The organism is Pseudomonadota bacterium, assembly GCA_039033415.1.
Classification (GTDB): Bacteria; Pseudomonadota; Gammaproteobacteria; order Xanthomonadales; family SZUA-38; genus JANQOZ01.
Genome location: JBCCCR010000011.1, coordinates 51,084 through 69,805 on the forward strand (window position 1 = coordinate 51,084; position 18,722 = coordinate 69,805).

The 18,722-nt window shown below is 64.3% G+C and carries 14 protein-coding genes; 4 read left to right on the forward strand and 10 right to left on the reverse strand.

Annotated features, from left to right (window positions below; all coding sequences use genetic code 11):
* Window positions 1-32 precede the first annotated feature (32 nt).
* Complete coding sequence (locus AAF358_10660; GenBank protein MEM7706005.1) at window positions 33-1,757, reverse strand: serine hydrolase domain-containing protein; 1,725 nt, start codon at window positions 1,755-1,757, stop codon at window positions 33-35.
* Between the two features lie 168 nt (window positions 1,758-1,925).
* Here AAF358_10660 and AAF358_10665 point away from each other — a divergent pair, with 168 nt between their 5' ends.
* Together AAF358_10665 and AAF358_10670 are read left to right on the forward strand one after the other, a co-directional pair.
* Window positions 1,926-3,533 carry a serine hydrolase gene (locus AAF358_10665; protein MEM7706006.1) on the forward strand — a complete coding sequence of 536 codons (1,608 nt, stop codon included), beginning with the start codon at window positions 1,926-1,928 and terminating at the stop codon, window positions 3,531-3,533.
* A 78-nt stretch (window positions 3,534-3,611) separates the two neighbouring features.
* Window positions 3,612-5,021, forward strand: coding sequence for an endonuclease/exonuclease/phosphatase family protein (locus AAF358_10670; GenBank protein MEM7706007.1), 1,410 nt, complete (start codon window positions 3,612-3,614; stop codon window positions 5,019-5,021).
* Here the strand turns inward: AAF358_10670 and AAF358_10675 are convergent.
* Complete coding sequence (locus AAF358_10675) at window positions 5,015-6,025, reverse strand: pyridoxal-phosphate dependent enzyme (protein ID MEM7706008.1); 1,011 nt, start codon at window positions 6,023-6,025, stop codon at window positions 5,015-5,017. The genes AAF358_10670 and AAF358_10675 overlap by 7 nt on opposite strands.
* 135 nt (window positions 6,026-6,160) lie before the next feature.
* On the opposite strand from AAF358_10675, the gene pepN reads away from it, so the two are divergent.
* Together pepN and AAF358_10685 are read left to right on the forward strand one after the other, a co-directional pair.
* Window positions 6,161-8,767: an aminopeptidase N gene (gene pepN, locus AAF358_10680; GenBank protein ID MEM7706009.1), complete on the forward strand. Its 2,607-nt coding sequence runs from the start codon at window positions 6,161-6,163 to the stop codon at window positions 8,765-8,767.
* Window positions 8,764-9,222, forward strand: coding sequence for a GNAT family N-acetyltransferase (locus AAF358_10685; GenBank protein MEM7706010.1), 459 nt, complete (start codon window positions 8,764-8,766; stop codon window positions 9,220-9,222). Before pepN ends, AAF358_10685 begins: the two co-directional genes overlap by 4 nt.
* Before the next feature lie 264 nt (window positions 9,223-9,486).
* Here the strand turns inward: AAF358_10685 and AAF358_10690 are convergent, their stop codons facing one another.
* The 8 genes from AAF358_10690 to AAF358_10725 all read right to left on the reverse strand — a co-directional run bounded on the left by AAF358_10690 (window position 9,487) and on the right by AAF358_10725 (window position 18,708).
* The gene (locus tag AAF358_10690; protein MEM7706011.1) at window positions 9,487-11,148 is read right to left on the reverse strand and encodes an H-type lectin domain-containing protein; all 1,662 of its coding nucleotides are present in this window, start codon (window positions 11,146-11,148) and stop codon (window positions 9,487-9,489) included.
* A complete protein-coding gene (ilvA, locus tag AAF358_10695) occupies window positions 11,148-12,842 on the reverse strand; it encodes a threonine ammonia-lyase, biosynthetic (GenBank protein MEM7706012.1) in 1,695 nt (564 codons plus the stop codon). The genes AAF358_10690 and ilvA overlap by 1 nt, the downstream gene beginning before the upstream one ends.
* The gene (gene leuB, locus AAF358_10700) at window positions 12,835-13,896 is read right to left on the reverse strand and encodes a 3-isopropylmalate dehydrogenase (GenBank protein MEM7706013.1); all 1,062 of its coding nucleotides are present in this window, start codon (window positions 13,894-13,896) and stop codon (window positions 12,835-12,837) included. Before leuB ends, ilvA begins: the two co-directional genes overlap by 8 nt.
* A complete protein-coding gene (gene leuD, locus AAF358_10705) occupies window positions 13,893-14,465 on the reverse strand; it encodes a 3-isopropylmalate dehydratase small subunit (protein ID MEM7706014.1) in 573 nt (190 codons plus the stop codon). The genes leuB and leuD overlap by 4 nt, the downstream gene beginning before the upstream one ends.
* Window positions 14,465-15,874 carry a 3-isopropylmalate dehydratase large subunit gene (leuC, locus tag AAF358_10710; GenBank protein MEM7706015.1) on the reverse strand — a complete coding sequence of 470 codons (1,410 nt, stop codon included), beginning with the start codon at window positions 15,872-15,874 and terminating at the stop codon, window positions 14,465-14,467. Before leuC ends, leuD begins: the two co-directional genes overlap by 1 nt.
* Window positions 15,849-16,820, reverse strand: a complete 972-nt coding sequence (locus AAF358_10715; GenBank protein MEM7706016.1) for a branched-chain amino acid transaminase — start codon at window positions 16,818-16,820, stop codon at window positions 15,849-15,851. Before AAF358_10715 ends, leuC begins: the two co-directional genes overlap by 26 nt.
* Window positions 16,821-16,882: 62 nt before the next feature.
* A complete protein-coding gene (locus AAF358_10720) occupies window positions 16,883-18,445 on the reverse strand; it encodes a 2-isopropylmalate synthase (GenBank protein ID MEM7706017.1) in 1,563 nt (520 codons plus the stop codon).
* Window positions 18,442-18,708, reverse strand: a complete 267-nt coding sequence (locus AAF358_10725) for a hypothetical protein (protein ID MEM7706018.1) — start codon at window positions 18,706-18,708, stop codon at window positions 18,442-18,444. Before AAF358_10725 ends, AAF358_10720 begins: the two co-directional genes overlap by 4 nt.
* Between the last annotated feature and the right edge of the window lie 14 nt (window positions 18,709-18,722).

Genomic DNA, 18,722 nt, shown 5'->3' on the forward strand with positions numbered 1-18,722 from the left:
CGTTGTTCGATTTGGAGCTCAATCGGTGATCTTCATCGCACTTTGGCGAACCGATAGCCCGCAAACTGAAATTCCTGGCTTTTGGGGTCAAAAACCAGCCTTTCCCCGAGCCCTGTGCCCAGACCTGGAATAAAAAACTGATTGGGGCCCGGGCCCGGGACGAAAGGGACTTTGGGCTTTAGGGAGATAAACACCGGGAGCTTGTACTCGCCGAACAGGCGGCCGTTCTCGACCTCCAGCTGCACCGTTTTGAGCTTGAGGCGGTCGCTGAAAAAGTCTGGGTTGACGATCTCGTATCGTCCGGAGGGCGGCAGGTACGCCCCGGAGGTGGTTTTGACCTCGGGCGGCAAAGCCGTGCCCAGCAGGAAACTCTGGCCCTGATAGCGGGCCAGCAGCGCCTCACGGCCCGCCAGCTGCACCGGCCTCACCAAAATCTCCTCCATGATGCTGAACTGGATATCCATCACGCCCAGAAGCCGATAGGCCAGCTCGTACCAGCCGTCGTCGCGCGCTGTGGCGCGAAAATTGCGGCCCATCATGGTCATCTTGTAGCGCTCCGGCTTGCCGTCGAATTCCAGCAGGCCCACCGGACTTACGTAGCCCAAGGCCATCGTCGAAGGCAGCGCATTGCCGGGCAGCGGTATCCGATCGGGCAGCGCCTTCTGTTCCCGGTCCGGCGGCGCAATGCCGGCGCTCTCCTCGAGCCAGCGGTCCAGAATATTCCGGGATTCGTCCACAATAAAATCGATGCCGTTGGCTGAGTTGGCCACCAGGGCTAGGCCCAGCCCCTGGTCCGGCAGGAGAATAATGTTCTCGCGGAAGTTCAGCGTATTGGCGTTGACCCGCCAAACGTTGTCGACCGCAAACCCTTCGGTGTTGGTCAGCTGCCAGCCGAGGCCTGACCGATTGTCCAGGTCCAGCGGCACGTCGAGATTCTGCGGGGTGCCCATCTGTTTGCGCGCCGCCAGTGAGAGCACCGACGACTCACGCTCATTCAGGAAGAAGGTCAGCAGCCGGCCGACGTCGACAATCGAGCCCCGCAGACCCAGGGCCGCAAGGTTGCTGGCATAGACGTCCGGCTCAACCCGACGCCGCTTGTCGTGGCCGCGCGAGTCGTCCGGGTGGGGTGCAAAGCCGGTCTGATTCATTTCCAGGGGCATCAGGATCCGCTGCTGAACGTAGTCCTGGTAAGCGAGCCCGCTGCGTTGCTGCACCACGTGCCCCAGTACCCCGTAGGCGAGATTGGAGTAGCCGTAGATCTGCCCGGGTGGGCTCGCCAGGTACAGCTCCGGCAGGGGCGCGAGCGCTGCCGGCGGCTCTGCCTGGTAGTAGCCGGCCAGCACGTTGCTCGGCAGGCCGCTGTGATGGCTGAGCAGCTGCTGCAGCTTGGGGATAGCGCCCGATTCGAAGCGACTGGAAAAGCGGGCTTCTGGCAAGACCTCGGTCAGCGGGTCGGTCAGGGCCACGCGGTCGTCTTCGACCAGCTGCATCGTCGCCACTGCGGTGACGAGATGGGTCAGATTAGCGAAGGGGAAACGGGTTGACCGGGTAAAAGGCCTCTTGGCCTTGCGGTCAGCGTAGCCCATGGTCAGCGTCAGCACCGGACCGTTCCGATCCACCAGGACCAGCGCAGCGCCGGCAATTTTTTCCTTGCGGGCCGCTTGCTGAAGGTCCTGTTTGAGCTCCTCCAGCCAGACGCCTTCCTGGGCTATGACGCTTTCCGCGGGAGGCAGTCCAAGCCACAGCGCTCCCAGCAAGATCAACCTCCGCATGGCTTCATCATAGTGCAAGCGGGGTAGGAGGTCTCCCCGGGCATCATTCACGGGATCTTAGGCCTGGATCGATGCCATGCCGTCCAGCAGATGTCGCTGGTGCGCGATAGCCGATACACTGCTGCCCGGTTCGGATCGGGAGAAAACACGCTGATGTTGACGCACATCATGGCCTTTGGAATGGGCATCTGGACAGCTGCCGTACCGCCGACCTTAGACAGCGTGACCGCTGGCATCGAAAAACGCATCGAGCGCGAGGAAATCCGCGGTGCGGTGCTCGGGGTGCAGCAGGGGGCGGATAATCGGATCACCGGTTTTGGTCGCACGGGCCCGCAAAACCCGGACTCGCCGGGTCCGGCGACGCTGTTTGAGATCGGCTCGATCAGCAAAGTGTTTACGGCACTGCTGGCGCAGCGGCAGGTCCAGGCCGGCCGTGCCTCCTGGGATGAACCGATCAGCCAGCGAATCAGCGGCACATTTGCCGACCCACGGGTCGGCGCCATCACCTGGCGTGAGCTGGCAAGCCATAGCTCCGGACTGCCCCGGCTGCCCGACAATATGCCGATGGAAAACGCGCTCGATCCCTATGCCGGCTTTGACCGTGCGCTGCTGGACGCTTATCTGCTGAGCTACCGCCCAGCGTCGCTGGAGAAGCAATACGCCTACTCCAACCTGGGGATGGGGCTCCTAGGGGAGCTCGCGGCCAACGCCGCAGGCCTGCCGTACGCTGAGGCGCTGCAGCGCGACGTGTTCGAGCCACTCGGCATGAACGATACGGCCGTGGCGCCGGCACCGCAGAAGCTAAAGCGGATGGCGACCGGCTTTAGTCAGGGGGCGGACATGCCGCGCTGGGGCGGGTTTGACGCGCTGGCAGGCGCTGGCGCGATCGTCTCAACCGCCTCGGACCTCCTCCGGTTTGCGCACCTGAATGCCAATCCCGCCGAAGCCGGGGCGATGGCGGCATCACTGGCGGCAATTCGTGAGGTTCAGGGTTCGGGTGAAACCGCGCTTGGGTGGCACATTGAGAAAAGCGCTGGTGACAGCCCAGTGTTCTGGCACAACGGAGGCACCGGGGGCTTTGCGAGTGCGCTGGCTGTGGACCCTTCGAAGGGGCTTTCGGTGGTGCTGCTCGCGGCGTCAACCGACTACAACGGCATCACCGAACTGGCGCTGGCACAGCTTGCCGGCGAGGTTGAGGCGCCGGCAGACGGTCCGGATCTGTCGCCTTACGTGGGGACCTTCCAGGTGTCGCCGGCGATGGTACTGACGTTTTTCCTCGACGACGGCCAGCTCTTTGGCCAGGCCACCGGTCAGGGCGCTTTTCCGCTCGCGGTAGCGGGAGAGCACGCGTTTTCCTTTGAGCCCGCAGGCATCACGCTGAGCTTTGAAGATTTTGCGGACAGTCGAGCACAGACCATGGTGATGGTGCAGGCGGGCCGGACGACGCGAGCGCCTCGCGTAGCCGACGATAAAGGTATCCAGCGCATGACCGAGATCGAGATCGATGCGGCGTCGCTGGCGCCGCTGGCCGGTGTCTACGCATTGACCCCCGCGGTGAAAATTACGGTTGAAGCGCGCGATGGCCAGCTCTTTGCCCAGCTGACGGGCCAGCCGGCGTTTCCGGTGTTCCCGTTCGAGCCTGATAAATTCTTTTACAAGGTGGTAGACGCGCAGCTCCACTTTGAGCGCGACGATTCAGGTGCCGTGAGTGGCTTGACGCTCGTCCAGGGAGGGCGACAATACGCGCCAAAACAGCCATAGCCGGGGGCGTGACCATGGAATTCATCGACGTAAGGCCAGGCGCGGTTTCACACCATTGGTTGGGCGTGTAGCGTGAGTATGCTGGCCGGCTCCTGGCTGCTTGGGGCGCTCCTGGCGGGTCCGTCAGTGGACGGCAATTTTGCCGATTGGCGTGACGAACCCGTGCTGGATGAGCGGTTTGGCGATGCGGCGGACCCCGTGGACCTGGGCCCGCTGCAGTGGCGGCTGGATGATCACGGCTTATGGCTGCGCATCCGCGCGGCGGTGCCGGCGAACATCGCTCAGTCGGAGCGTACGCTCACGCTTGCGATCGATCACCAGGCCGGCGGCGGCGTCTATCGCGGCAGCGCAGGGGTCGATCGGGTCATCGAATACTCACCCCCGCAGGAAGATGATCGCTACGGTTTTCGTATGCTGGTGCCAACCGCCAATACCTGGCGGCCGCTGGAGACCACGGAGGACTACCTTCGCAGCGCGCCAACGGTCACCTCTGACAGCTACGAGATTCTGCTGCGGTCCGACGACGTGGCTGCCGGCACCCGCGTTCAGGTGATGCTCTGGAACGACCAGGCGCAGGACGCGACCGACTGGATCACCCTGTCGGATCAGCCGACGGAGCCTGTCATGCGGCCGTCGCTCAATCGACATCCGGAGGCGGATCTGCGGGTGATGGTCTGGAATACCGGCGGGGAACGCACCGCCCGCCAGCTCAAGCGTTTTGCCCGGCTTATCGAGGCGATTGATCCGGACGTTGCGCTCCTCGATGAGGTGGCGCCAAACCAACGCTCCGACCATCTAAAACAGCTGAAGCATCAGAGTCTCGGAGGCAGCGGTGGTCGCCAGCGGGGTCTGATCCTTTCTCGCTGGCCGCTGACGCGCGTCGAGTCGTTCCGATTTCTTGACTATCCCCCGACGGTTGCAGAGCTCGTCCGCGCCGAGGGTTCAGATTTTATGCGTCGGGATCTCAAAAACGCAGCGTCGGACGGCGTCCCGGCTAACGGGGCGCTGGTCACACATGCGGGCCGGCGAATCCTGCTCGTGGCGCTCGATCTCCAGTGCTGCGGCGACGGCGACGACAGCGTACAGGATCGGCTCAGGGTCATTCAGGCAACGCGGATTGCCGCGGCGATTGACCAGGCGCGCGAGGATCATGGTTTTGACGAGCTGATCGTCGGGGGCGACTTCAACCTCGTTGGCTCTGCTCAACCGCTGACGATTCTGCGCGGATCGGGCGCCACCGATCTGAACATCGCGAACGCGCTCCAGCCCGACGGTTTGTCCAACGTGACCTGGATTCGTCGGGGCGATCTGTTTCCGCCGGGGCGGCTAGATTACGCGCTGCACAGCCCAACGCTGCGGCAACTCGCCGGCGTGGTTTTCAATCCGGGGGTGATGGATGAACGGCAGCTCTCGGCAACCGGCCTTGCGCCGGATACCACCGACCGCATGTCCGGGCATCAGCCGCTGGTGATCGATCTGGCCTACTGATTAACGGCGCGCTTCAATGGATCCGGAATGCCGCCGCTGGCCCAGGGGAGCAGGTCCAGGTCCACATTCCCGCCGCTGAGCACGACCCCGACGCGTTTGTCGGCAAACTTGTCAGGATTACCTAGCACCGCGGCCAGCCCGATTCCGCAGGACGGCTCAACCATCTGCTTGAGCGTCTGCATCACCAGGCGCATCGCGTCGATCGAGCTTTGGTCTGCCACCCGTAAGATGCCCTTAACGTGGCGCCGGATCAGGGCGAACGGCAGCACGCCGACCTTCGCCCGCAGCCCGTCGCAGATGGTGTTTGGGTGGTGATCATCGACGATGCGGCCTTCGGCCAGCGATCGGTACGTATCGTCAGCGCCCAGAGGCTCCGCGCCGTAGATCTCGATGCCGGGCTTTTTGTGTGTCGCCCAAAGCGCGCAGCCGGAAAGCATGCCCCCGCCGCCCACCGGAATCACGATGGCGTCGAGTTCGGGCACCTGCTCGAGCAGCTCAAGCGCGATCGTGCCCTGGCCGGCGATGACCCGGGGATCGTCGTAGGGCGGTACCGGCGTTGCGCCGGTTTGGCTGACCACTTCAGCCAGCGCTTCTTCCCGCGCCGTCTGGTTGGGTTCGCATTCCACCAGCTGGCCGCCATAGCGCCGGATATTCTCCAGCTTGCTGCTCACGGCGCCGGTGGGCACCACCACATGGCAGTTGATGCCCCGCGAAGCGGCGGCACAGGACAGGGCTGCACCGTGGTTGCCTGAGGAGTGGGTTGCCACGCCGAGCGGCGCTTTGCTGACGGGTAGCGTGGCCACCGCATTGGCGGCGCCGCGAATCTTAAAGGCGCCGGTCTGCTGCAGGTGTTCGCACTTGAAGTAGAGCTTTACGCCGGAGAGATTGTTTAGCACCGTGCTGGTCATCACCGGCGTCCGGCGCGCAAGTCGAGTAATTCGGCCCGCGGCCCTGGCGACTGCCATTGCGTCCAGCCCAAATTCGGTTCCGCCCTGATCAGTCATGGCAGGACCATAACCCGCTTTGGCTGGGGACTCAAAACCGTGGTCAGAGAAATGATTGCCTGGCACTGCCGGCGGCCAAATGAGGGTAGAATAGCGGCCGTAAAAGACGTCACCTGCCGACCGGAATTCCTTGTTATGCCGCAGCAAAACGCTATCTATCGCGTGGACTACACGCCGCCCGCCTATCTGATTGAGTCGGTTGACCTGACGATCAGCATCGACGCTGAACGCACCCGGGTGCGGACCACGTTGACGTTACGCCGCAACGGTGCCGGAACCACGCTGGAGCTGTTCGGCGTGGATTTGGAGACCCTGGGTATTTGGTTAAACCAGCGTGAGCTGCCCCCGTCCGCTTATCGCATCGAAGGCGAACGCCTGGTCCTGGGGCAGGTGCCCGAACGCTGTGAGCTGACCACCGAGGTACTCATCGCGCCGGCGGCGAACACGGCGCTGGAGGGGTTCTATCAGTCGGGGGAGTTTCTGCTGACCCAGTGTGAGGCGGAAGGGTTTCGCAAAATCACCTGGTTTCTCGACCGCCCTGACGTCATGGCCCGCTTCCGGGTTCGCATGGAGGCTGACGCCGCCCGTTATCCCGTCCTGCTCAGCAACGGTAATCTGACCGCCGCGGGCAAGCTCCCGGACGGCCGTCACTTTGCGGTCTGGGACGATCCGTTTCCCAAGCCCAGCTATCTTTTTGCGATGGTGGCTGGAGATCTTGCGTGTCGTGAGGCGAGCTACCAAACCGCCGGCGGTCGCCAGGTGACCCTCAAGCTTTACACCGAAGCCCCGTTTCTGGATCAGGTGGACTACGCGCTTGAGTCGCTGAAGCGGGCCATGGCCTGGGACGAGAAGCGCTTTGGCTTGGAGTACGACCTCGACGTCTATCACGTGGTCGCCACCAGCGACTTCAACATGGGCGCGATGGAGAACAAGTCGCTCAATATCTTCAACACCAAGTTTGTGCTGGCGGCCCCGGAGACCGCCACCGACCACGACTTCCAGGACGTGGAGAGCGTGATCGGCCACGAGTACTTTCACAACTGGAGCGGCAACCGGGTCACCTGCCGGGACTGGTTTCAGCTGAGCCTGAAAGAGGGCCTCACGGTTTTTCGTGATCAGGAGTTCAGCGCTGATCTCAACTCGCGAGCGTTGAAGCGGATCGAGGATGTTCGTCTGCTGCGCTCTATGCAGTTCGCCGAGGATGCCGGCCCCATGTCTCACCCGGTGCGTCCCGACAGCTATATCGAGATCAACAACTTCTACACCATGACCGTCTACCAAAAAGGGGCGGAGGTTGTGCGCATGTACCACACGCTGCTCGGTGAGGAAGGCTTTCAGCGGGGTATGAAAACCTATTTCGAGCGTCACGATGGACAGGCCGTAACCTGCGATGATTTTCGCAGCGCCATGGCGGACGCCAACGAGCGCAGCCTGGAGCAATTTGAGCGGTGGTACTCGCAGGCCGGCACCCCGATCGTGACGGCCAGCGGCCACTTTGACGGGGCGCACTACACCCTGACGCTGTCCCAGCACACGCCGCCGACGGCGGGTCAGCCCGACAAGCAGCCGTTCCATATGCCGATCCGGTTTGGGCTGCTGGGCCGCGATGGGTCAGAACTCCAGCCGCGGCTGATCAGCGGCGAATGCGCCGGGGCGGTCCTGGAGCTACGGGAGCCACAGCAGACCTGGGTGTTTGGTGGCCTGGACCAGGCGCCCCAGCCGTCGCTGCTGCGGGATTTTTCCGCGCCGGTGACGCTCCGGTGGGAGAGTGGGCGACCGGATCCGGCGTTTCTGATGGCGCACGACAGCGACCCGTTCAATCGCTGGGACGCGTCCCAGACGCTGGCCAGCGAGGTGATCTTCGCGGCTATCGACGGCGATTCCGGTCCGCTCGAAGGCTATCTCGCCGCCGCGGGCCGCCTCCTGGCAGACCACACGCTCGATCCGGCGCTGACCGCGGAGGCGCTCCGTCTGCCGGATCTATCCTACCTGGCGGAAAGCCTCAAGCCGCTGCCCGTGGAGGCGCTTCAGCAAACCTGGAATTCGCTGAAGCAAACCGTCGGCGCCCGCTACGCGCAGGAGCTGAGGCATCGCTATGATGACGAGGTACCCCGGCTGACCTATCAGCCCAGCGCTGAGATGGCGGCCCGGCGGGCGCTCAACGGTCGGTGTCTGGATCTGATGGTCGCCAGCGGCGACTGTGAGCTGGCGCTGGCCCAGTATCAGGCCGCCGGCAACATGACGGACCGCCTGTCAGCGCTGACCCCCCTGGTGCTGCAGAGCACCGAGCAGGCTGACGCGCTGCTGGAAGACTTCTTTGCTCGCTTCAGCCACCATCCGCTGGTGATGGATAAGTGGCTTGCCCTGCAGGCGTCGGTGCCGGATGGCGCCACTACGGAGCGCGTGAAAGGGCTGTTAAACAATCCGGTCTTTTCCCTGCGAAACCCCAATAAGGTCCGAGCCCTGCTCGGATCCTTTTCGCGCAATCTCTCGGCATTCAATCAGGCCGGCGGCGCCGGCTATGAGTTTGTCGCTGACCAGGTGCTGAAGCTCGACCGGATCAACCCCCAGGTGACCGCTCGGCTGGTCAGTGCTTTCAACGGCTGGCGCCGGCTGGACGCGGAACGCGCGGCGCAGGCTCAGGCGCAGCTGGAGCGGATTGTGAGTGCATCAGAGCTGAGCCCCGACGTCTATGAGATCGTCTCCAAAGCGTTGGCAGCTCCCGTGGAGGAAGCGGCATGAAGGTTAAGGTTCGGGAAGCGGTTCCGGAAGATACCGGTACCATCGCGGAATACAATCTGGCCATGGCTCGGGAAACCGAGGACAAGGAGCTGGACAGCGATACGCTGTTTGAGGGGGTTGCCGCCGGGATCGCCGACCCGGCTCGGGGTACTTACTACGTGGCGGAAGTCGACGGCAAGCTGGCCGCCTGCCTCCTGGTCACCCACGAATGGAGCGACTGGCGCAACGGCTGGTTCTGGTGGATTCAGAGCGTCTATGTGACGCCCGACTACCGCCGCCGGGGCCTCTACTCACGGATGTACAAAGCGGTCAAAAGCTACGCCAAGGAAGCCGATCGAGTGGTCGGATTCCGGCTGTACGTGGAGCGTGAGAACCGCCGCGCCCAGCAGACCTACGAGAGCCTAGGCATGAGTGAATCCGGTTACCTGATGTTCGAGGAGTTCGTTTCGAGTTAGTGTCCTGTTGGAAAAGTTCGTTGTATTTCAGCGCGTGTCCACAAGGCCCTGGAGTTAGGCGCGAGCCGCCGGCCAGGGTGGTTCCCTGGCCAAGGCTCGCAACGCCGCTCCAGGCCTTGTGGTGCGCGCCCGAAGGGAGCCTCCTTGGGCGCCAATAACGGCGTTGCATCGCTTGCCAAGGGCTACGGCCATGGTTGGCGCGATGCGCCTTGTTCTTGGCGCCCAACGGGGCTCTGAAACGCAACGAACTTTTCCAACAGGACACTAGGGCTGTTCGACGACCGCGAGCCAGTGGACCAGCTCAGCGGCGGCCGATTCAAGCCGGTAGTCAAAGCCGCTGGCGCTGGCGTTGAGCACGCGCGCCCAGGTTGGCCCGCTGTTGTCCACGTCGTTGATCTGCAGCAGCACTGTGGGCGTGCCGGAAAGATCCGAGCCAAACGTCACGCTGCACGGATTGGTGCAGCCGCCGGGAACGTGGGTGCCGGCGCGCCAGGTATAGCGACCGTGGTTGTAGTCTCCCGCCTCCATCGCCACCCAGTTAACGCCGTCTGCCGCCGCGTCGAGCCAGATTTGGAAGCCGCCGGTACCCACGTTGCCGATCACGCGGCTGCGAAACGCGCCCGAATCATCGACCGATTCGTCGACCGTCAGAAATACGACCGGTGGCGCGTCGAATAGCTGAGAGAAAAAGATCGTCTGATTGTTTGCCGCCGGCGACGCTTTGCCAGCCTGCACCAGCTTCTCATCGACGGTGAACACGCCTTCATCCATGGCAAACCAATGGAGGCCGTCCACCGTGGCCTCCGCCCGAACGCCGGCCCGCCGCCGTGCCTCGCGGCGAAGGCGAACCCAGGTGGCGCCGTTGTCGTTGAGGCTTTCATCGATCGTTAGCAGCGTAATCGGCCGGCTGGAGAACCCGGTTAAAAACGGCACCCAGCCGTAGTTGCCGCCGCTGTCAGCGGCCAGGCGAACGTTGGCGAAGCCGCTCTGTACCAGCGGGTCTCGCCGCAGCGAGGTGTCCGCCGCGGCGCAAACCACGGTTCCATCTTCGTTGACGGCGGTGATAAAACTGCCGGCGCTGCACGTGCCGGTCACCCGCGTCTGTGCAACGGTGGGGTCCACGGCAAACTGATCGTCGCTGAGCGTGAGGCCCGTACCCGCTGTGTATTGGGTATCGGTATCTGTGTCCGTGTCAGCCTGGCACACCACGCTGCCGTCATCCGCTATCGTGCGGATGGACGAGCCTTCCGGACACACGCCCGCGACCCGCAGCTGCGTCTCCAGCGGGTTGATCGCAAACTCGCCGGCGCTCAGCTGAAGCCCCGAGCCGGCGGTGTACTGGGTGTCGGTATCGGTGTCGATATCCGGCTGGCAGAACACGCTGCCGTCGCCGCCGATCTGGCGAACGTAGGACCCCGGTGGGCAGCTGGCGGTGACCCGCAGCTGAATCTGGCTGGCGTCGACGTCGGCGGCCGCAACGCCAGCGTCAGCCAGCTCGCGGGTGCCGACTGCGCCCGCCACCAGCTGGGCGGAATCCACGACGCCCGCCTCCACGCCGGCCGCCTGCTGGGCTAGCGGCACCGTAGCAACCAGCGGCCGCGGCAGCAGCGTCTGCAGGTTATTGCCCGCGCTGGCCACGCGGATCTCCAGCCACTGGTCAAAACCCCCGAACGCGCCCGCCCCGAAGTCGAGCTCAACCGAGAAGATGCCATTGCGGACCGGCACCTGAAGAATCGAGAGCGGCCCGGCTGTCAGCAGGCCAGTACTCGGATCCGGCGAGTCAAACAGAGCAAACTCAAAATCAAAGCTGCCGTTGGCCAGCTCGCCTTCGAGCTCGAGCTGTCCCTGATAGGAGAAGGTCGAAGTCACCTGGCCATAGGCTAGCGCCGGCAGGATCAGCGCGAGGGCCAAAACGAGGCGGATCACTAGTGTCCAGTCGCTCGAAGGTCGGTGGCGGACACGGCAAGAGGGGTGTCCGCGGCGACGGTCTTGCTGCTGCGGTCCGCGATCGCGGGCGCGAGAAACTCGCGGTACGCCGGATTGTCCGTTTCGTCCGTAAAGCCGTAGCCGGTAGCAACGAGGAACTCGCCGAAAGCGTCCTGCTCCCGTTCTTCGACAAAAAAACCGGCCAAGACCCGGCCGTAAGCGGCACCGTGATTACGATAGTGGAACAGGCTGATCGACCAGCGGCCCGCGAGCTTGCCCAGGAAATCGAGCAGGGCGCCGGGTCGTTCGGGAAACTCAAAGCGAACGACTCGCTCGCTGGCGACCCGGCGTTCCAGCGGCGGTTCAGACGACGAGTTATCGGCAGCGTCATGATCGGCAGCGGAGGGGGGTCTACCGCCCACCATGTGGCGGAGGTGCAAGCGGGCCAGCTCGTTGTGGCTCAGGTCTCTTACCGGATAGCCCGCCTCGCTAAGCCGCTGCACGGTGCCGTCGGGTTCATCGCGGGTGCCGTCCAGCGACAGCCCAATAAAGACTCGCGCTTGCTCCGGGTCGCTGTAGCGGTAGTTGAATTCGGTCACCGCCGGTGAACCGAGTACCTTCAAAAACGCCAGGTAGCTGCCGCGTTCCTCCGGGATCATCACGGAGAGAAGCGCCTCCTCGCCGCGCCCCATGGCCGCTCGCTCGACGACGTGACCCATCCGCGAGAAGTTGATGTTGGCGCCGCTGTTAATCGCGATGGTATCGCCGGTCAGCTCACCGCCGTCTTCCAGGTAGCGTTTGATGCCGGCCACCGCCATGGCGCCGGCGGGCTCCACCAGTGAGCGGGTATCCTCGAAAATGTCCCGCATGGCCGCACAGATCTCGTCGGAGCCCACGGTCACCAGCTCGTCGACCAGGCCTTGCGCTACCGCAAACGTGTTGTCGCCCACCCGTCGCACCGCGGCACCGTCCGCGAAGATGCCGACCCGGTCCAGCGTCACCGGGTGCCCTGCAGCCAGCGCTGCCTTGAGGCAGGCGGCGTCCTCGGGTTCCACGGCAATGATCCGCGTTTCCGGGCTCAGTGCGCGAATAACCGCCCCCGCGCCGGCGAGCAGCCCGCCGCCGCCGACCGGCATAAACACGGCTCCGGGCGGGCCCGCGGACTGGTTGAGAAGCTCCAGCCCGATGGTGCCCTGGCCGGCGATGACGTCGGGGTTGTCGAAGGGGTGGACAAAAGGCCGGCCACGTTCTTCGGATAGCGTCTGTGCATGGCTGCACGCCTCGTCGTAGTTGTCTCCGACGAGATGAACCCGGGCGCCCAGCTGGCGGACCGCTTCGACCTTGATACTCGGGGTGGTCCGAGGCATGACAATGTCCGCCTCGAGGTCGAGGCGAGCGGCGGCGCGAGCGACGCCCTGCGCGTGGTTGCCGGCCGACGCGGCGATGACGCCGCTGCGCAGGCCCTGCTCGCTGACCAGTCGATGAATGCACGTATAGGCGCCGCGAACCTTAAACGAGAAGCTGGGCTGCAGGTCCTCCCGTTTCAGCCAGATGGCTTTACCGAGGCGCCGGGTGAGGTTTTCGGCGGGCTCGAGGGGTGTTCGTTTGGCGATGTCATAGACGGGCGCTGAGACCGATCGGCGGAGGTAGTCCAGCAGCGGGTCGGTCTCCGGAAGGGGCCCGTTGTCAGCCACCGGACTGACCAAGCTGCTGGCGGACTGCGCTCGCGACCTCGCTGGTGCTGAGCGTGCCGCCAACGTCCGCGGTGGTTTGCTTCGCGGCGATACAGCGGCTGACGGCCGCGCGGAGCTCGTCCGCGAGGTCGGCCCGCTGAACGTCGCGCTCGAGCCACAGCGCGGCGCTGAGCATGGTGCCCATCGGGTTGGCTTTGCCAAGACCTGCGATGTCCGGCGCTGAACCGTGGATGGGTTCGTACAGGCCAGGGCCATCAGCCGCCAGCGATGCAGAGGGCAATACGCCGAGGGAGCCCGCCACCGCGGCGGTCTCGTCGGTCAGGATGTCGCCGAACATGTTCTCCGTGACCATCACGTCAAAAAACGCAGGGCGGGTCACCAGCGTCATGGCGGCCGCGTCGACGAGCATGGTGTCAAACGTGAGGTCCGGATACTCGTCGCCAACGATGGCGGTCGTCAGCGAGCGCCAGAGTCGGGAGGTTGCCAGCACGTTGGCCTTGTCGACCAAAGTCAGGTGGCCGCGGCGCTGACGCGCCAGGTCACCGGCCAGGCGAACAACCCGCTCGATCTCGCCGGCGTGATAGCTGCAGAGGTCCGAGGCAGACTGGCTGCCCTCCGTTTTCTCGCCGAAGTAGATGCCGCCGGTCAGCTCGCGCACGACCAGCAGGTCGACGCCCTCAAGCCGATCTGGCTTGAGCGGACTGGCGTCAGCCAGAGCGGGCTCCATGCGGGTGGGTCTTAGGTTCGCGAAAACCTCCATCCCCTGGCGCAGCCGCAGCAGACCCTGCTCAGGCCTGACGCTGGCGGTGGGGTCGTCCCACTTCGGTCCGCCCACCGCGCCGAGAAGGACACCGTGGCTTTCGATGCAGGCCTTAAGCGTTGCCGCCGGCAGGGGATCGCCCGTTTCGTCGATCGCCGCGCCGCCGATCAGATGGCGGTCCACCGCCAGCTCCAGCCCGTTGCCGTCAGCCAGCGCGCTTAACACCTCGATGGTCGCATCGACGACCTCCGGCCCGATACCGTCACCCGGCAGCGCAACCAGCCTGACGGTCATGCGCGCTCGCTCTCGAAACGGCTGATGGCGGCGTCCTGCTCCAGCAGAAAGCCAAGCGCGTCGACGCCGTTCAAAAAGCAGTGCTGCGCAAAACCGTCCAGCGGGAACGTTTCGACGTGAGGGCCAGCCTCGATCCGTCGCCGCTCGACGTCGATCATCACCTCTGCACCCGGGTTGGCCAGCAGCCACCGGTGCAGCTCTTCGGATACCACCACCGGCAGCAGACCGCACTTCTGGGAGTTAGAGGAAAAGATATCAGCGAGCTTGCTGGAAACCACAGCCTTGAAGCCGAAGTCGCGAATGGCCCAGGGCGCGTGTTCTCGCGACGAGCCACAGCCGAAGTTGCGCCCGCCGACTAAGATCCCAGCGGTCCGTGCGGCCGGCTGGTTCAGCACAAAATCTTTGCGAGGCTGATCGTTTTCATCGAAGCGCCAATCCCGGAAAAGGGCGTCGCCAAAACCTTCGGAAGAGGTGGTGGTCAGAAAGCGCCCGGGAATGATTTGGTCGGTGTCGACATTATCCTGAGGAATCACGACGGTGGTCTCCGCCAGATGGGTGATTTTCTGCATCAGGCCGCCTCGCTGGTGTTGATCCGCGGATCGGCGACACAGCCGGCGACCGCTGCCGCCGCCGCCGCCGCGGGGCTGGCGAGCAGGGTTCGGGAGCCAGGACCTTGGCGCCCCTCAAAATTGCGGTTGCTGGTGCTGATCGCGAGCGCGCCATCCGGCACGATGTCGCCGTTCATGGACAGGCACATGGAGCAGCCGGGTAAGCGCCACTGAGCGCCGGCATCGATGAATATCTGATGCAGGCCCTCCTTCTCGGCGGCCCGATACACCTGTTCCGAACCCGGCACCACCAGCATGGTGACTTCGGGATGGACCTTGCGTCCCTTCAGCTGCGCTGCGGCTGCCCGCAGATCGGAGATCCGGGAATTGGTGCAGCTCCCGACAAAGACCACGTTGACCTTGGTACCGATCATCGACTGGCCGGCGTCCAGCCCCATGTACTCCAGCGCCTTCTCCTCCGACGCGTCGGCCGGCGAGGGGATTGCTTCGGTGATGGGGACCACCATCCCGGGGTGTGTGCCGTAGGTGATGGTCGGCGCGATATCGGCAGCATCGATCTTCACCTCGCGGTCGAACGTCGCGCCCTCGTCGCTGCGCAGGGTTTGCCAGTCTTTCACCGCTGCATCAAACGCCTCACCCTCGGGGCTCAGCGGCCGACCGCGCAGGTAATCGAAGGTTTTCTGGTCGGGCGCGATCATGCCGGCCCGCGCACCGGCTTCGATGCTCATGTTGCAGACGGTCATGCGCTGCTCCATGTCCAGGCCCTCGATGGTGCTGCCGGCATACTCGATGACGTGACCGGTACCACCGCTGACGCCGATGGTGCCGATGATATGGAGGATCAGATCTTTGGCCGTCACGCCGGCGCCGAGCTCGCCGTCGATGGTGATCCGCATCGACTTGGGCTTGCGCTGCAGCACGCACTGGGTTGCCAGGACATGGCCAACCTCGGTGGCACCGATGCCGAAGGCCAGTGCCCCGAACGCGCCGTGTGTGCTGGTGTGGCTGTCGCCGCAGACAATGGTTTTTCCCGGACTCGTGGCACCCAGCTCCGGCCCGATCACGTGCACGATGCCGCGATAGTCGCTGTCCCAGTCGTGAAGGGTGATCCCGAAGTCGCGGCAGTTTTCGCGCAGCGTGGCGACCTGGGTCCGAGCCTGCTCGGTCACGTAGGGGCGCCGCCCGTCCCGGGCCGGCAGCGTTGGGGTCGAGTGATCGATGGTGGCGAGCGTCAAGTCCGGTCGACGCACTTTCAGGCCACGTTCGCGCAGCATGGCGAAGGCCTGCGGGGAAGTCACCTCATGGGTCAGGTGCAGATCGATAAAGAGCACCCCCGGGGTCGCCGGCGTCTCGCTGACAACCTCATGGGCTGCCCAGATCTTTTCAAACAGAGACTGCGGACTGGCCATGAACGGCGGACTCCTTGGTGGGCAGGGTTTCAAGCCAGCCGTGCTGGTCAGAGGTTTGTCCGGTGAACAGGCCGAAGAAGAGTTCCTGGAGGCGTTTTGTGATCGGTCCGCGCCCTTCGCTGCGCACGTTGATCCGGTCGACGGAGCGCACCGGCGTAATCTCGGCGGCGGTCCCGGTGAAAAAGATCTCGTCAGCCAGGTAGAGGAGTTCCCGAGGCATATCCTGCTCGATCACCTCGATGCCTTCATCAGCCGCGAGCTTGAACACCGTGTCACGGGTGATACCGTAGAGGATCGACGCGCCGGCCGGCGGCGTATAGATCTTGCCGTCGCGAACGACAAACAGATTTTCGCCGGAACCCTCGCTCAGCATGCCGTTGCTGCTGAGCGCAATGCCTTCGCTGAAGCCGAGGCGATGAGCCTCTTCGGCGATCAGCTGGCCCGACAGGTAGTTGCCGCCGGCCTTCGCCATGGCCGGCAGCGTGTTGGGGGCATAGCGCTGCCAGCTGGACATGCAGACGTCCACGCCGTTGGCCATCGCCTCCTCCCCGAGATAGGCGCCCCACTTAACCGCCGCAACCGCCACCTCAACCGGCGTTTCCGGCGTGGGCGCCACTCCGAGGGTCCCGGCGCCGCGGAACACGATCGGCCGGATGTAGGCTGCCGGCAGCTCGTTGGCCGCCACGAGGCCACCGCAGGCGGTCAGCAGCTCATCGACCGTGTACGGCACTGGCATGCGGTAAATCTTTGCCGAATCATGCAGCCGCTTGAGGTGGTCGGTGATGCGAAAGCCCCTCGGGCCATCCGGCGTCTCGTAGACCCGAATACCCTCAAAGACACTCGACCCGTAATGCAACGCGTGGGTCATTACGTGCACCCGCGCATCGTCCCACGGCATCGTGCTGCCGTTGAACCAGATGAAGGGTGGGGGGGTCATTTTTGGCATGCTACTGTCCTGTTATGTCAACTGATAGTCGGGAGCGGGCCCACGATGGGTGAATCAGCCCGCTAGACGGAGTTTCTCGCGGGCGCGTCTTCTCTCGGGGTGGTCTGGCGATTCACCTGGCGGCTGGCCGCATTGATGATCTCCAGCAGGCCCTGCGTGGAGGCCGCAATGATATCAGTGCTGACGCCGGTGCCTTTGAGCTCACTTTCGCCCCACTGCGCCCGAACCTCGGCTTCGCCTTGCGCATCCTCACCCTGCGTCACGCTCCGAACGGCCAGGCCGCTGACCCTCAGAGCCAGGCCGGTGGCGCGGATCATCGCCTTGAAGGCCGCGTCCAGCGGACCGTCGCCATGGCTCTCCTCGCTGTGGACTTCGCCCGACTCGTGGGTCAGCGACACGCTGGCTGACGCCTCCTCTTCGCCGCTGCCGCTCACCACCCGCAGCGCGCTCAGCTGCCAGGGGCCGCTGCGCGCTGCCTGGCCGGTCACGAGGGCCTCCAGATCGGCATCGTAGATCCGCTTCTTGCGGTCCGCCAGCGACTTAAACGATTTGAAGACGCTCGCCATGTCGACGTTTTCCACGTCAAAGCCCAACGCCTTGATACGATCGGACACCGCGTGGCGGCCGCTGTGTTTGCCCAGCACGAGGTCAGACTTCTGCACGCCGACGTCTTCGGGCTTCATGATCTCGTAGGTTTCAGCGTGCTCCAGCACGCCGTGCTGGTGAATGCCGGCTTCGTGCGCGAAGGCGTTGTCTCCGACAATAGCCTTGTTGCGCGCCACGAAGGTGCCGGTAATCCCCGCCAGCAGGCGGCTGGCCGGATGGAGTTTGGTGGTGTCGATGTTCGTCTGGCGCCCATAGTGGTCCGCGCGGGTTCGCAGGGCCATGACGATCTCCTCCAGTGAGGCGTTGCCGGCGCGCTCCCCGATGCCGTTGATCGTGCACTCGATCTGCCCGGCGCCGGCCTCCACCGCCGCCAGGGAGTTGGCCACCGCCATTCCGAGGTCGTTGTGGCAGTGGGTGCTGATCACGGCCTGGTCGACATTGGAAACCCCTTGGCGGATCTGGCTGACCAGCCGACCCATTTCCCCGGGCGTGGTATAGCCTACGGTGTCGGGGATGTTGATTGTGCCCGCACCCGCGGCGATCACCGCCTCGAAGACTTCAATCAGGAATTCCGGTTCGGTGCGGATGGCGTCCTCGGCCGAAAACTCCACGTCCTCCACCATCTCGCGGGCCATTTTGACCCCGCCAACCGCCTGCGCCAGCACCTGTTCGCGGCTCATCTTCAGCTTGTGCTCGCGATGGATGGGGCTGGTGGCGATAAACACGTGGATGCGCTTCGCCGGGGCTGGCTCGAGCGCACGCCCGCTGGCTTCGATGTCGCCGGGATTGCAGCGCGACAGTGAACAGATCGTTGGCCCCTCAATTTCGCTGGCGATCGACCGCACGCAATTGAAGTCGCCGTCGGAGGCTGCGGCAAAACCCGCTTCGATTACGTCCACCTTCAGCGCGGCGAGCATCTGAGCCATCCGCAGCTTCTGCGGCTGGGTCATCGAAAAGCCAGGGCTTTGTTCGCCGTCGCGAAGCGTGGTGTCGAAGATTCGGACAGGATGACTACTCATGATGCAATCGCCTCAATCGATGTTGGTTGCCGGGTCTCTGGACCGTTTGTGATGTCGATAACGTCCCGCAGCTGGCGCAGTGCCTGTGTCAGCGCATTGACCGAGCGGCCCTGGCCGCGAAGCTCGACACTGAGCAGCTGGCCGTCTGTCGCCGGCTCAAGCACCATTCGCTCGAGGCCGAACCCGTGCCGCTCGATCAGCCAGATCGCCTGTACCGCGCTGCCGCTGATCGATGCCAGGCGCAATTGTAATGCGTGATTCATAGTCAGTCTCCAGT